The organism is Psychrobacillus psychrotolerans (genome assembly GCF_900115805.1).
Classification (GTDB): Bacteria; Bacillota; Bacilli; order Bacillales_A; family Planococcaceae; genus Psychrobacillus; species Psychrobacillus psychrotolerans.
Genome location: NZ_FOXU01000003.1, coordinates 198,698 through 212,704 on the forward strand (window position 1 = coordinate 198,698; position 14,007 = coordinate 212,704).

At 35.9% G+C, this 14,007-nt stretch carries 16 protein-coding genes and 2 tRNA genes; 17 read left to right on the forward strand and 1 reads right to left on the reverse strand.

Features of this window, described 5'->3' with window-relative positions:
• The first annotated feature begins 204 nt into the window (after positions 1-204).
• From BM260_RS08700 to BM260_RS08770, 15 genes are all read left to right on the forward strand, one after another.
• A complete protein-coding gene (locus BM260_RS08700) occupies positions 205-816 on the forward strand; it encodes a succinate dehydrogenase cytochrome b558 subunit (RefSeq protein WP_093536957.1) in 612 nt (203 codons plus the stop codon).
• Positions 817-865: 49 nt separating this feature from the next.
• A complete protein-coding gene (gene sdhA / locus BM260_RS08705; RefSeq protein WP_093536958.1) occupies positions 866-2,623 on the forward strand; it encodes a succinate dehydrogenase flavoprotein subunit in 1,758 nt (585 codons plus the stop codon).
• Between the two features lie 2 nt (positions 2,624-2,625).
• Entirely contained in the window at positions 2,626-3,402 is a 777-nt protein-coding gene (gene sdhB, locus BM260_RS08710; protein WP_093536959.1) for a succinate dehydrogenase iron-sulfur subunit, read from the forward strand.
• A 288-nt stretch (positions 3,403-3,690) separates the two neighbouring features.
• Positions 3,691-4,143: an acyl-CoA thioesterase gene (locus BM260_RS08715; protein WP_093536960.1), complete on the forward strand. Its 453-nt coding sequence runs from the start codon at positions 3,691-3,693 to the stop codon at positions 4,141-4,143.
• A gap of 61 nt (positions 4,144-4,204) precedes the next feature.
• Positions 4,205-4,429 carry a helix-turn-helix domain-containing protein gene (locus BM260_RS08720; protein WP_245762675.1) on the forward strand — a complete coding sequence of 75 codons (225 nt, stop codon included), beginning with the start codon at positions 4,205-4,207 and terminating at the stop codon, positions 4,427-4,429.
• 78 nt (positions 4,430-4,507) lie between these two features.
• On the forward strand, positions 4,508-4,963 hold the full coding sequence (locus tag BM260_RS08725; protein WP_093536962.1) for a MarR family winged helix-turn-helix transcriptional regulator: 456 nt from the start codon (positions 4,508-4,510) through the stop codon (positions 4,961-4,963).
• A 9-nt stretch (positions 4,964-4,972) separates the two neighbouring features.
• On the forward strand, positions 4,973-5,770 hold the full coding sequence (gene racE / locus BM260_RS08730; protein WP_093536963.1) for a glutamate racemase: 798 nt from the start codon (positions 4,973-4,975) through the stop codon (positions 5,768-5,770).
• A 130-nt stretch (positions 5,771-5,900) separates the two neighbouring features.
• Positions 5,901-6,503, forward strand: coding sequence for an XTP/dITP diphosphatase (locus BM260_RS08735; RefSeq protein WP_093536964.1), 603 nt, complete (start codon positions 5,901-5,903; stop codon positions 6,501-6,503).
• 9 nt (positions 6,504-6,512) lie between these two features.
• Positions 6,513-7,010: a metallophosphoesterase family protein gene (locus BM260_RS08740; protein ID WP_093536965.1), complete on the forward strand. Its 498-nt coding sequence runs from the start codon at positions 6,513-6,515 to the stop codon at positions 7,008-7,010.
• Positions 7,011-7,095: 85 nt separating this feature from the next.
• Positions 7,096-7,169 (forward strand) — tRNA-Arg (locus tag BM260_RS08745).
• 590 nt (positions 7,170-7,759) lie between these two features.
• The gene (locus BM260_RS08750; RefSeq protein WP_093536966.1) at positions 7,760-8,503 is read left to right on the forward strand and encodes a metal ABC transporter ATP-binding protein; all 744 of its coding nucleotides are present in this window, start codon (positions 7,760-7,762) and stop codon (positions 8,501-8,503) included.
• A complete protein-coding gene (locus tag BM260_RS08755) occupies positions 8,503-9,363 on the forward strand; it encodes a metal ABC transporter permease (RefSeq protein WP_093537081.1) in 861 nt (286 codons plus the stop codon). The genes BM260_RS08750 and BM260_RS08755 overlap by 1 nt, the downstream gene beginning before the upstream one ends.
• A 22-nt stretch (positions 9,364-9,385) precedes the next feature.
• Positions 9,386-10,330, forward strand: a complete 945-nt coding sequence (locus tag BM260_RS08760) for a metal ABC transporter substrate-binding protein (protein WP_093536967.1) — start codon at positions 9,386-9,388, stop codon at positions 10,328-10,330.
• 124 nt (positions 10,331-10,454) lie between these two features.
• Positions 10,455-10,880 (forward strand): transcriptional regulator MntR, encoded by a 426-nt coding sequence (mntR, locus tag BM260_RS08765; protein ID WP_093536968.1) that lies wholly within the window; start codon positions 10,455-10,457, stop codon positions 10,878-10,880.
• A gap of 592 nt (positions 10,881-11,472) precedes the next feature.
• Positions 11,473-12,390, forward strand: a complete 918-nt coding sequence (locus tag BM260_RS08770; protein ID WP_093536969.1) for an HNH endonuclease — start codon at positions 11,473-11,475, stop codon at positions 12,388-12,390.
• Between the two features lie 42 nt (positions 12,391-12,432).
• Here BM260_RS08770 and BM260_RS08775 read toward each other — a convergent pair.
• Positions 12,433-12,506: transfer RNA gene (locus BM260_RS08775), tRNA-Arg, on the reverse strand.
• A gap of 336 nt (positions 12,507-12,842) precedes the next feature.
• Between BM260_RS08775 and BM260_RS08780 the strand changes: the two genes are divergently transcribed.
• Together BM260_RS08780 and BM260_RS08785 are read left to right on the forward strand one after the other, a co-directional pair.
• Positions 12,843-13,076, forward strand: a complete 234-nt coding sequence (locus tag BM260_RS08780; protein WP_093536970.1) for a hypothetical protein — start codon at positions 12,843-12,845, stop codon at positions 13,074-13,076.
• Between the two features lie 226 nt (positions 13,077-13,302).
• Entirely contained in the window at positions 13,303-13,809 is a 507-nt protein-coding gene (locus BM260_RS08785) for an integrase (protein WP_245762676.1), read from the forward strand.
• The last annotated feature ends 198 nt before the right edge of the window (positions 13,810-14,007 follow it).

Consider the following 14,007-nt stretch of genomic DNA (forward strand, 5'->3'; position numbering starts at 1 on the left):
GTGATTAATTTAACAATTTATTATCCGAAAAAGGTAAAGGAATCCATTTTAAAATAAGGAAAGATACCTTGACGCTCCAAAATGATGAGAGTACAATGGATATGTCATAAATACGTAACTTGATGATGTGAAATTTTTGAGAACTTTTGCTTTTTTGAGATAGTTTTCATTCTTTTCAGTCAGAAATTTGAGGGGGTAATTGTTTTGTCGAACGATCGCGAATTTTATTGGCGTCGACTGCATTCCTTACTTGGTATTATACCGGTAGGTCTGTTTTTAGCGCAGCATTTAGTAGTAAATCACTTTGCTACAAGAGGAGCAGAAGCATTTAATAGTGCATCTCACTTCATGGAGAGTCTACCATTTCGATTAATGTTAGAAATCTTCGTAATTTATATTCCATTAATGTTCCATGCATTTTACGGAATTTACATTGCATTTACTGCAAAAAATAATCCGAAGCAATTTGGAACGTTGAGAAACTATTTATTTATATTACAAAGATTTACTGGCATTTTCTTAGTTGTATTTATCGCTTGGCATGTTTTTGAAACACGTTTCCAAGCTGCTATTGGAGCAAAAGAAGTTAATTTTAACATGATGGCAGAGATTTTATCTAACCCATGGATGTTAGGTTTCTATATTGTAGGTGTTGTTTCAGCCACTTTCCATTTAGCTAATGGTATTTGGTCATTCTTAGTTAGCTGGGGTATTACACAATCTGCAAGATCACAACAAATTGTTACTTATGTAACATTAATTATCTTCTTAGCGTTATCTGTAGTTGGCGTACAAGCTCTTCTAGCATTCGTTTAAGAAACTTTAAAGTCGTTCAACTACTATTAAATTGAGGAGTGAGAATAGCATGGCAAAAAGTAAACTGATTGTTGTCGGCGGTGGATTAGCTGGCTTAATGGCAACAATGAAAGCTGCCGAAGATGGCACGCACGTAGACCTATTTTCTATCGTTCCAGTAAAACGTTCACACTCTGTTTGTGCACAAGGCGGAATTAACGGAGCTGTAAATACTAAAGGTGAAGGCGATTCTCCTGCAGTACATTTAGATGATACTATATATGGTGGAGATTTCTTAGCAAATCAAAAACCAGTTAAAGCGATGACAGATGCAGCACCTGGAATTATAAGTTTGTTTGATAGAATGGGTGTTATGTTTAACCGTACACCTGAAGGATTATTAGATTTCCGCCGTTTTGGTGGGACAATGATGCACCGTACAGCATTTGCTGGTGCAACAACTGGTCAACAACTTCTTTATGCGCTGGACGAACAAGTTCGTCGTTTTGAAGTGGATGGTTTAGTAACGAAATTCGAAGGATGGGAATTCCTTGGAATAATTAAAGACAGCGAAGGCGTATGTCGTGGTATTAAAGCGCAAAACCTTCTAACTATGGAAATTCGAGCATTCCGTGGTGATGCTGTAATTATGGCTACTGGTGGCCCTGGGATTATTTTCGGGAAAACTACTAACTCTATTATCAACACTGGTTCTGCTGCATCAATCGTATATCAACAAGGAGCATATTATGCGAACGGAGAATTTATTCAAATTCATCCAACTGCCATTCCTGGTGACGATAAATTACGATTAATGTCTGAATCTGCTCGTGGTGAAGGTGGTCGTATTTGGACTTATAAAGACGGCAAACCTTGGTACTTCTTAGAAGAAAAATACCCTGCATACGGTAACTTGGTTCCTCGTGATATTGCAACACGTGAAATCTTTGATGTATGCGTTAACCAAAAACTTGGTATCAACGGAGAAAACATGGTTTATCTAGATCTTTCACATAAAGATCCACATGAACTAGATGTTAAACTTGGTGGTATCATTGAAATTTACGAGAAATTCACAGGTGATGACCCTCGTAAAGTACCTATGAAAATCTTCCCAGCAGTTCATTATTCTATGGGCGGACTGTGGGTAGATGATAATCAAATGACTAATATTCCTGGATTATTTGCTGCAGGTGAATGTGATTTTTCACAGCATGGAGCTAATCGTTTAGGAGCTAACTCTTTACTTTCTGCCGTATTCGGCGGAAGTGTTGCAGGACCGAATGCAGTTAAATATATGAGTCATTTAAAAACTCATGCTATTGACATGGATGATTCTATCTTTGAAGCTGAACTTAAATTGGAACAAGAGAAGTGGGACAAGGTTATGTCTATGAAAGGTACGGAAAATGCGTACTTACTTCATAAAGAGCTTGGTGAGTGGATGACAGATAACGTAACGGTTGTTCGTTATAACGACAAACTTGAAGCAACAGACAAGAAAATCCAAGAACTTCTTGAACGTTTTGAAAATATTAATATGGATGATACACAACAATGGTCTAACCAAGGTGCATCATTTACACGTCAGTTAAAAAATATGTTATATTTAGCACGCGTTATTACATTAGGTGCGCTTAATCGTAATGAAAGCCGTGGAGCACATTACAAACCTGATTTTCCGGAACGTAATGATGAAGAGTTCTTGAAAACAACAATGGCTAAATTTGATCCAGCTACAGGAGCTCCAGTATTCCATTATGAAGAAGTAGATGTATCACTTATTACACCTCGTAAACGCGATTATTCTGCGAAAGGGGATAATTAATAATGGTTACAGCAACGGAAACAAAAAAAGTGAAATTTGAAATTTTACGTCAAGATACACCTGAATCTACACCTTACTTTGAAAAATTTGAAGTAAATTACCGTCCAAATATGAATGTTATTTCTGCATTAATGGAAATTCGTCAAAATCCGGTAAATGTAGATGGGAAAGCTACTAGTCCTGTAACTTGGGATATGAACTGTTTAGAAGAAGTATGTGGAGCATGTTCAATGGTTATAAACGGTCGTCCACGTCAATCTTGTTCGGCTTTAATCGATCAACTGACACAACCGATTCAATTGGCACCAATGAAAACATTCCCAGTAATACGTGATTTACAAGTAGACCGTTCGCGCATGTTTGATTCTTTGAAAAAAGTAAAAGCATGGGTTCCAATAGATGGTTCATACGATCTTGGAGAAGGACCTCGTATGCCAGAACGCAAACGTCAATGGGCATATGAATTGTCTAAATGTATGACTTGTGGTGTATGTCTAGAAGCTTGTCCGAACGTAAACAGTGGTTCTAACTTTATGGGACCAGCACCACTTTCACAAGTACGTTTATTTAACGCACATCCAACTGGTTCTATGAACAAGGATGAGCGTCTAAATACAATTATGGGAGACGGTGGTCTTGCAAACTGTGGTAACGCACAAAACTGTGTAGTTGCTTGTCCAAAAGGTATTCCACTAACAACTTCCATCGCTGCTTTGAACCGTGATACAACTGTTCAAATGTTCAAAGACTTCTTCGGAAGCGACCGTATGGTTGATTAATAGAAATGCGTAAGCGCCTTTGAGAGGTATACAGTCTAAGTACTCGACATCCTGTCGCAACGACTGCATGACCCGCTTCCTGTGGGCCTCCGACAAGTAAATGGGAAGATTTGCAGTCCAACTTGTTTGGACGGAAAAGATTCCCATTTAACCATGAGGGGAAGGCTCTGAAGCTAGACAATAGATAAAATCAGGAAATCTGTGTAGAATATTTTTATTCTATGCAGATTTTTTCTATCTCTGTTACAATAAATGAATATTCATTCATTTTAAAGGAGAGGTAATTATATGAGAGCTAAATACATAGAAGATATGGAGTTATGGGAATCTGATTTCCATTTTTATTCGGAAGTAAGTGTGCGTTTTTCGGAAACAGATATGTATGGTCATTTAAATAATACGGTGACTTTTGCTTATTTTGAATATGCTCGTATTGAATACTTCAAGCATATACAGCTTATGAATGATTGGTTAAATCCAAAGGGAGAAAAAATACCAGTCGTCGCTGACTTGCAATGTGATTATGTAAAACAAGTATTCTTTGACGAAAAGCTCCGCATTTATGTGAAGGCAAATTCTATAGGCTCTTCTTCAGTGGATATCCATTATATGGCCAAGAACGATAAGGATGAAATCGTCTTTACTGGACGTGGTTCTATTGTTCAAATTGAGAAGAAAACTGGTCGTGCAGCAAAGTGGTCTGAAGAGGAACGAGAAGTTTTTCAAAAGAGTATTAACTAGCCGTCACCTACCATCCCCATGCTACATACGTTAGTAGGAGAGTGGATAGGGGGCTATGGCATTGTACGACAATAAACAGCATCGTTCGATTTTAACAAGTAGAGAACGTCAAATTTTTCAATTATTAGTAGAAGATAATTCTACGAAAGAAATTTCAACTTTGTTAACGATAAGCGAAAAAACAGTAAGGAACCATATTTCAAATACAATACAAAAACTGGGCGTTTCAGGTAGGTCACAGGCGATTGTAGAATTATTACGATTAGGTGAACTATCGTTAAATTGATATGATTCCTTGCCATTTTCCTCATAACACGTCACAATAATAGAAATAGGGTTATTGTTTTGAGGAGTGAAGGAATAGATGGCAGAAGATATAAATAAGACAATGTTAGACCAGGATCAAGTTGCTTTTTTAGAAAAAGAGCTTCGACATATATCTGGAATCATTAAACAAAAGGGTAGAGAAATACTAAGTACTTATACTATTACGCCTCCACAGTTTGTAGCGCTTCAATGGTTACTAGAGTTGGGTGATATGACTATCGGTGATTTATCCAATAAAATGTATTTAGCTTTTAGTACAACAACGGATTTAATCGATCGTATGGAAAAAAGTGAACTTGTAAAGCGTATAAGAGATGAACAAGACCGTCGTGTTGTTCGTATACATTTATTAGAAGAGGGCGCTCGAATCATAGAAGAGGTTATAGATAAACGACAACAGTATTTAGAGGATGTACTTCAACATTTCGATCAGGCTGAAGTTGCAAATTTAGCAATATTATTAGAAAAATTACATCAAGAGATGAAGAACTGAGGAATTAACGTGAAAGCCCCAATTGGTGTTATAGACTCTGGAGTTGGTGGATTAACGGTTGCAAAAGAAATTATGCAACTACTACCAAATGAAAAAATAATTTATATTGGTGATACTGCTAGATGCCCGTATGGACCTAGAACAAGTGAAGAAGTTCGTAAATTTACGTGGCAATTGGCAAATGCTCTTGCGAAGATGAATATTAAAATGCTTGTAATTGCATGCAATACCGCAACTGCAGTCGCTCTTAATTCGTTAAGTAAGAAGATGCCTTTTCCTGTAATAGGTGTAATTTTCCCAGGAGCTAGAGCGGCGATTAAAGCATCAAAAAGTAATGAAATAGTAGTGCTAGGTACAAGCGGTACGATTAAAAGTGGTGCATATGAGGAGGCAATTGCGCATTTAAATTCCTCTAGTAGAGTGATTCCACTCGCATGTCCCACTTTTGTCCCGCTTGTGGAAAGTAATGAATACGAAGGTGATTTTGCTCGGAATATGGTGATGGAAACATTATCACCATTAAAAAAAGAGCAGTTTGATACTGTCATTTTAGGTTGTACACATTATCCGCTGTTGCAAAAGCATATTGAAGAGGCAGTTGGAGAACATGTGAAGGTACTTTCATCTGCAGAAGAAACTGCGCATGATGTTCAAGAGTATTTACAATATCATAAATTGAATAATCCGGATCAACAAAAGGAAACACCAATTTTCTACACAACTGGTTCTGTACCTATTTTTAAGACGATTGTAGAAAAATGGTTAGAAATACCGAATGTAGATATTCGAACAATTTCATTTAAATGACCCTGTTAGCTTGAGAATCCTCGAATAGCGGGGTCTTCTTTTGCTTATTGGGCGTTATACAAAAGAAGCTAATATCGTGCTACAAGAATGGAAGCTGCTTACAAATTTATAAAAAAGGACGAGATATCAAATGAAACAGATTATTATAGCTACAAAAAACAAAGGAAAAGCCAAAGACTTTGAAGCATTGTTTAACCCGCTTGGATATGAAGTTAAAACACTCCATGATGTGGCGGAAGAAATGGATATAGAAGAAACGGGTACGACTTTTGAAGAAAATGCACTATTAAAAGCTACTTCGCTAGCAAACCATTTACAGTCAATGGTTATCGCAGATGATAGTGGATTAGAAATTGATGCACTAGATGGACGCCCAGGGATCTATTCGGCTCGCTATGCTGGTGAAGAGAAAAGTGATGAAGCAAATATAGATAAAGCGCTAAAAGAGCTAGAAGGCACCAAAGAATCAGAAAGAACAGCTCGATTTGTATGTGCAATCGCTGTTGCTTCCCCAAACAAAGAACCTTTCACTGTCAGAGGGACGTGTGAAGGATTTATAGGGACTGAAAGAAAAGGAACAAATGGATTTGGGTATGACCCAATTTTTTATGTGCCTTCTGAACAAAAAATGATGGCGGAACTTACAGCAGAACAAAAAGGAGCTATTTCTCATCGCGGCAATGCAATAAAAAAACTTTCTTTCGTTTTGGAAGATATAATTTCTGAAGGATAGGTGAGTAAAATGAAATTGTTGATTATGAGCGATACCCATAGTGCTACCAAAATAATGGAACAGGTAATTGAGCGCCATCAAGGTGAGGTAGATGCAATTATCCACTGTGGAGATAGCGAGTTAAATGCGAATTATTTTACTGACAACCCAGTGCATATTGTTCGTGGTAATTGTGATATAGACGATCGTTTTCCTTTAGAGGATTTATTTCCGGTTGAGGATACTAAAGTATTAGTCGTTCATGGTCATAAATACAATGTGAAATCTACTTTAATGCCACTATTTTATCGAGCGCAAGAGGTACAAGCATCGGTCGTGTGCTTTGGACATTCGCATTTATTAGGAGCAGAAATGCAGCAAGGTATTCTATTTATCAATCCAGGCAGTCTTCAGCAACCCCGTGGACGGAAAGAAAAGAGCTACGCAATTGCTGAGAGAAATGAGGAAATTTGGACCGTTTTGTTTTATTCGGATGAACATAAATTGCTTGAAAAAGTTATTTTATAATTTTTTTGAAATAGTATTGACTTAACTTCATTATCATTATATAATAAATCTTGTCTTTCCTATCAGTTTAGGTGGGGGAGTACTTGTCTCAGTAGCTCAGCTGGATAGAGCAACGCCCTTCTAAGGCGTCGGTCGGGGGTTCGAATCCCTCCTGGGACATAATATTTTAGAGTAGAAATACATAGTAAATAGAATTTGGGATTAAGTCAGGACTACGGTCCAAGAGACTTGATCCCTTTTTTTATCTCACTTATTTTATGCTAAGTAAAATATGGTATTATCTTTCAATTGAATGGAGATTTTTTTGTTATGACAAAAATTAAGATCGTTTGATGTGAATATTGGTTTAGCTAGTATTATGTTATTTCACGATCAAACGGTAAACAGAGGGTTAATTCAAGAATAATTGATAAAGCATCGGTAGTCATAATTAGTAAAAAAATTGGTAACTGGTAACAATATTTAAGCTGGAATAGTCTTTATGGAAACAAAAATTCGTACGCTTAATAAATGGGACGACGATCATTTTCTTAAAATAGTGTATTTATTTTTTTAATATTAGTATTGGAGGAACTAATATGAGTTGAGCTTCATATACTTAAAAGATAAAAATGTACTTTCCAAACATCATTAACAAATAGTTTGCTTTTTTTTAGTCTAAAAGTTTCCTTAGGGAAAGAATATTGCGTAAAGAAAATTGCCCTTGTGCAAATTTCGAGTATTAAACATTAGCGTAGGAGGGGTTATTTGTGAAGACAGCCATTGCTGTAAAAGAATTATATGTGTCCTACTTCGGTAGCGAGGCTTTGAAAAATGTCAGTTTCACAGTTGAAGAAGGAAAGTTAGTAGGTATTATTGGACCAAATGGTGCAGGAAAGTCGACATTATTAAAAGCGTTATTAAACCTTATTCAAAAGGAAAAAGGTGAGGTTGCTATTCTAGGTAAGACGATTAAGGAAATGAGGACAAAAGTAGCTTATGTTCCACAACGAAGCAGCATTGACTGGGATTTTCCTATTACTGTTTTTGATACCGTGCTACTCGGCACATATCCAAAATTAGGTGTATTTAAACGCCCGAAGAAAATAGACAAAGCGTTTGCATATGAATGTTTGGAAAAAGTAGGAATGACAGAATTTCGCAATCGGCAAATTGGAGAACTCTCTGGTGGTCAACAACAAAGAGTGTTTCTTGCAAGAGCATTGGCACAAGAGCCTGAAATCTATTTACTTGATGAACCATTTGTTGGTGTCGATGTTACGAGTGAAGAAACGATTATATTGATATTGAAGCAACTTCGTGATCTTGGAAAAACCGTTGTTGTCGTTCATCATGATTTAAGAAAAGCCAAGGAATATTTCAATGAACTAATCCTTTTGAACAAAGAACTCATTGACTTCGGAGTGGTTGAGAAAGTTATTCAACCAGAAGTACTAGAAAAGGCTTATAACATTCAATTTTCCCCTTTGACAAATCTGGAGGCGAAAGCATGATAAATTTTATTGATGCACTTATGTATTATGGCTTTTTACAAAAAGCACTTACTACCTCCATTATGGTAGGTGTTATTTGCGGGGTGATCGGTTGTTTTATTATTTTGAGAGGGATGGCTCTGATGGGAGATGCGATTTCTCATGCCGTACTACCAGGTGTTGCGTTGTCCTATATGCTTGGTATTAACTTCTTTTTTGGAGCTGTATTTACCGGGGTGTTGACCTCACTTGGTATTGGTTTTATAAGTCAGAACAGTCGGATTAAAAATGATGTTTCTATTGGAATTATGTTCACTGCTGCATTTGCGTCTGGGATTATTATGATTACACTTATGAAAAGTAGTACGGATTTGTATCATATTTTATTCGGAAACGTCCTTGCGGTTCGACCATCGGAAATGTGGTCAACATTGCTTATCGGAATTTTTGTTATAGTATGCGTGTATGCCTTTTACAAAGAACTGCTTGTCAGTTCGTTCGATTCAACTATGGCAGCGGCATATGGGTTACCAACAAGAGTTATTCATTATTTCTTAATGACACTTTTGACATTGGTAACAGTTGCTTCCCTCCAAACAGTTGGGATTGTGCTTGTTGTAGCAATGCTCATCACTCCAGCTGCGGCTGCATACTTGTTGACAAATCGTCTTTGGGTTATGCTCTACCTCTCGGCTGGTATCGGAGTGTTATCGTCCATATTAGGATTGTATTTCAGCTATACCTATAATTTAGCATCAGGTGCCGCAATAGTGCTTGCAGCCACAGTACTATTTATTCTTGCATTTGTATTTTCACCAAAAAAAGGCTTGGTGTGGCGTGCTATTAAGAACATTAGAAAAAGAGAAATGCTATCTCGTTAATAATATAAAATGGAGGATATAGATGAAATTTTTTAAAATTTTACCATTTATTATGAGTCTTGCCTTGGTGTTCTTTCTTGCAGCCTGTGGAAAAGAATCCGTGAATTCAGTGAAAGATAAAAATGATAAAATTCACGTTATTGCCACGTACTCAATTATCTACGATATCGTGAAGAATGTTGGTGGGAATCGTGTAGAAGTTCATACCTTGGCTCCAGTTGGTTCTAATCCACACGAATATGATCCACTTCCAAAGGATGTACAACTAACAACGGATGCAGATGCGGTCTTTTACAATGGTCTAAATTTAGAAGGAGGGAACTCCTGGTTTGAAAAGTTGTTGCTTACTGCAGGTAAAACGGGAATTGAGGCACCGGTATTTCGTTTAAGTGAAGGAGTAGAGCCGAAACATTTGACATCCAAGGGAAAAGAATCAGAAGAAGATCCGCATGCATGGTTAGACGTTCGTAATGGTATTAAGTATGCCCAGAATGTGAAAAATGGGTTGATAAAAGTCGACCCAGAACATGCCGATGTTTATGAAAAAAATGCGAAAGAATATATCTTGAAGCTGGAGAAACTACATCAGGAGGCTGTTAAACGTTTTAGTAAAATTCCCCAAGAGCAACGACTATTGATTACAAGCGAAGGGGCATTTAAATATTTCTCTGAAGCATATGGTTTTGAAGCTGCCTACATTTGGGAAATTAACGCAGAAAACCAAGGGTCACCTGAGCAAGTAAAGGCTGTTGTTGATTTTATCCGTTCGAAAACAAACCCTGTCTTATTTGTTGAAACAAGTTTAGACCCTCGTAGCATGGAAATGGTTTCTAATGAAACCGGAGTACCGATTTTTGGGAAGATTTTTACTGACTCCATTGGTAAACCAGGGGAGGACGGAGACACCTATATAAAAATGATGGAATGGAATATTGATATTATTTTAAGTGGATTAACAGAAAAATAAAAAATAAGCATATGAAAATATATTGATATGATTTCCGTACAAGGGACAATTAATTTATAGTTTCAAAAAGAAATCATACAATAGAGTGAAATTTTGATGGTGCAATTGTAAAGGAGGGCCTGTATTGCCGACACCAAGCATGGAGGATTATCTTGAAGAAATTTATTTGCTCATCGAAAGTAAGGGCTACGCGCGAGTTTCAGATATAGCCGAGGCTATGTCGGTTAATCCTTCATCAGTCACAAAAATGGTTCAAAGACTCGATAAAGGGGGATATTTAGTCTACGAAAAATATAAACCCTTAATATTAACTCTAAAAGGAACCGATATGGGGAAACGTCTAGTACACCTACACGAATTGTTAGAAAGATTTTTAAGAATTATTGGGGTTAATGAAGAAAATATATATAAGGATGTTGAAGGAATCGAGCATCATATGAGTAAGAGTTCTATAATAAAAATTGAAAATCTTGTTCAATATTTCGAAGAAGATTCCACACGACTTGAAGAGCTGAATGAGATTCGGAAGATATCAGATTTTACTCAATAAGCTCTGTAGCTTTAATATTCCGATAGAACAAAATGCCCAGTTATTTCCAGGTTAAAAGTACTCGATTAAAATGTTGCACATTATATAAGAAGTACTGGGTTATTAATGAAATAACCCTTACCCGTGACTTTTTGGAATTAGTTTTAGTTTTAGATATGGGAGTATTTTTGATAGCTTTGGATTTATCTGTTTTTCTTAATAGTTAAAAATACAAAATTTGTAAATAGAGTGCAAGACAAGATATAATTGTTCATCGGGTTCATATATTTAAAAATAAATAAATCTAAATATAGAATTAAACTATAAACCCTAGTAAAATCAACTTTCAGCGAATACTTATAAGTATACATGGGACATATGTAAATAGGTGGAAATAGGGGTTTGTAATTAGGAAGGGATTATGTCAGGGCTTCGGTCCAAGTGACTTGAACCCTTTTTTTATTTCTAACATTTTATAAAAAGTAACTCAATCATAGTCGAAATGCTATAATTGGATTAAGAATCCATTGAAATGAAATGATGTACATTAAGAATAGTAACGGGTTTTACTGTGAGATTTGAATTGGACTGTATTATAGGGAGTGTAGAATAAATGCAAAGCTTTGTTGTCATGCAAGGAGAAACATATCAAGTGGAAAGAGAACTAGGTATTATCACATCTCCACAAAAAGATAGTGGAGGCCAAGAACCTCATTCTTGGCTAAGGATGAAGGAGATAAACGTCGGGGACAGAATCTTTCATTATGTCAAAGGTTATATTGTGGCAATTAGTGTGGCTAAAACGGATTGTCATGTAATATCTAAAACGTTAGATATAGAAAGTCAAAAGAACACGTCTGATAACGACTATCTAGTAGAGCTGGATTACTATGAATTAGAAGAGCCTCTAAATGTACTATCAAACTTTCATGAGATATCACCACTGCTTCCGATTAAGTATTCACCTTTTCAACAAGATGGTAATGGAAACCCAGGCTATTTATATCCATGTAATGAGCAACTTGTAATAAAATTACTAGAACTTATTAGTGATCTAAACATATACCGTGTAGATGTGGAGCAACTGGAATTAGCCATTGGAACTGTACGTCGAACCGAGCATAATAACTTTATTCCCATGATTGCGGAAATGGAATCTGAAGTTAAATTAATGATTCGAAAAGGTCATGAAAAGTTTAGGAAAGACTTATTACCATTATGGGCGAATAAATGTGCTTTGTGCGATATTGAATTACCTATTTTACTTCAAGCAAGTCACTCTAAACCATGGAAAGATAGTACTCATATTGAAAGGATAAATCCTTTTAATGGTATACTCCTTTGTTGTAATCATGATGCTTTATATAGTAAAGGATATATTGCGTTCGATGGACAAGGCAGATTACATATATCCTCCTCCATTCCAGAAGAAGATTATTTAATATACAATATCTCACCTAAAAAGAAAATTGCTCGATATGAAGAGAACAAGCCATATTTCAAGTGGCATCTAAAGAATATATTTAGTTAGAAAAAAAGAAGTCCAATTTTGGACTTCTTTTTTGTTATTGTATGTCCCAGGAGGGATTCGAACCCCCGACCGACGCCTTAGAAGGGCGTTGCTCTATCCAGCTGAGCTACTGAGACCTGTATTACCCAAATAGGGTGCATGATTATTGTACTTATGTATTTAAGATTCGATCATACTAATTTACGCACCGAAATTACCTACCTTCGTATCTTATCACCAAAACCAATTTGAGGGAAGTAATTTTTTTAAAAAGTAGTCCATTACCTCATTATTATTGGGTGGAGGAAAAAATGGGACTACAATGCCTCTGAAAAAAGACCTCTATTAAAAGAACCTTAACTTTCATAGATATGTACAATAAAATAAAGAATTTTAGGTTTAATTCATTTCTTTATGGGAATGTAAGGAGTGAGCCTAAAAAACTCGAAAATATTAAAGGAGGAATTATAAAAATGCCAAACAACCAGGACAATCGCAACAAAAACAGTAATCCAAATAGGTCAGTTAATGATGCGGGACATAACGGCGGGGAAGCAACCTCCAATAATCAAGACTATAAGTTTTATGAAGAATTAGGTCGTAAGGGCGGAGAAGCTCGGAAAAGACCAATTGAGATTGATGATAGTGTTTTTGAGGAAGCTGAAAGAGAAAACAAACAAAGAGATGCAGACAAATATAATTTTTAATAATCATAATTACTGAAATTGAAAATACAATTTAGGCGATGCACAAAGTCCATTTGGCTTTGTGCATTTTTATATTTTCTTAAACTTTTCAATTGAAATTAGATCCCTATTGTTCTATAGTGTATCTTGTTGAAAGAGTAAAACCAGACAGAGCAAGGAGCAGTTAAAAAGATAAATGTTAAATAGATACACTAATGATTATATAAAAGAGATTATCCAATACATTATGACAACGGTTAATATTGATTTGGAAATTAGGCCGGACGAATCTGGTATAAATATGAGTTACAATTTCATTGGACACTATATAGGTGTCGATTTTACTCGCTTAATAAGTGCTTGGGAAGAAATAGAGGCGCCTCTTTCCTTGGATTCATATATAAAAACATTAACAATTCATGAATTAGGTCATGCAGTGGATCGAGCAGCATTGCTTGAATCATTGGAGCGGACAATTGAAATCTTTCGTACTAAAAATAGTAATTTAGTGAGTGAAATCTATAACGATAGAGAATTACTTAGTATGATAATGGAAGAACATGAGATGAATATTATATTTGAAGAGACAGCGTGGAGGAATGCAGAACGACTTAACGCAGACTTTAATTTTGTAGATCATTCTACTTTAAGCAACGTAAGAAAACATTGTTTAACGTCTTATCAAAGGTTATATTTAGCGGATTTAAAACGATACGAGATTCTGTCAGAAAACCAAGATGTAAAAACAGCATAGTTAAAAGGCAATCCTAAGTATCGTTTGGGATTGCCTTTTTTCATTTTATGCAATCAGATGTATAAATAGCTGTCTCTAAGTCAGTGATTAATAAATCTGGTGTGGGTAATTCCTCTAATGCAATTAGTGATAGGCAACGCAATTAAAATTATTTAATAATAATTGCATTACTAAAAAATGCTCTTATTTTGTTTATAA

What these genes read in the sequence shown, in the direction of transcription:
- sdhA (WP_093536958.1), top strand. Translation starts at nt 866, where the DNA reads ATGGCAAAAAGTAAACTGATTGTTGTCGGCGGTGGATTAGCTGGCTTA.
- sdhB (WP_093536959.1), top strand. Translation starts at nt 2,626, where the DNA reads ATGGTTACAGCAACGGAAACAAAAAAAGTGAAATTTGAAATTTTACGT.
- BM260_RS08715 (WP_093536960.1), top strand. Translation starts at nt 3,691, where the DNA reads ATGAGAGCTAAATACATAGAAGATATGGAGTTATGGGAATCTGATTTC.
- BM260_RS08725 (WP_093536962.1), top strand. Translation starts at nt 4,508, where the DNA reads ATGGCAGAAGATATAAATAAGACAATGTTAGACCAGGATCAAGTTGCT.
- BM260_RS08735 (WP_093536964.1), top strand. Translation starts at nt 5,901, where the DNA reads ATGAAACAGATTATTATAGCTACAAAAAACAAAGGAAAAGCCAAAGAC.
- BM260_RS08740 (WP_093536965.1), top strand. Translation starts at nt 6,513, where the DNA reads ATGAAATTGTTGATTATGAGCGATACCCATAGTGCTACCAAAATAATG.
- BM260_RS08760 (WP_093536967.1), top strand. Translation starts at nt 9,386, where the DNA reads ATGAAATTTTTTAAAATTTTACCATTTATTATGAGTCTTGCCTTGGTG.
- BM260_RS08770 (WP_093536969.1), top strand. Translation starts at nt 11,473, where the DNA reads ATGCAAAGCTTTGTTGTCATGCAAGGAGAAACATATCAAGTGGAAAGA.
- BM260_RS08780 (WP_093536970.1), top strand. Translation starts at nt 12,843, where the DNA reads ATGCCAAACAACCAGGACAATCGCAACAAAAACAGTAATCCAAATAGG.
- BM260_RS08785 (WP_245762676.1), top strand. Translation starts at nt 13,303, where the DNA reads ATGACAACGGTTAATATTGATTTGGAAATTAGGCCGGACGAATCTGGT.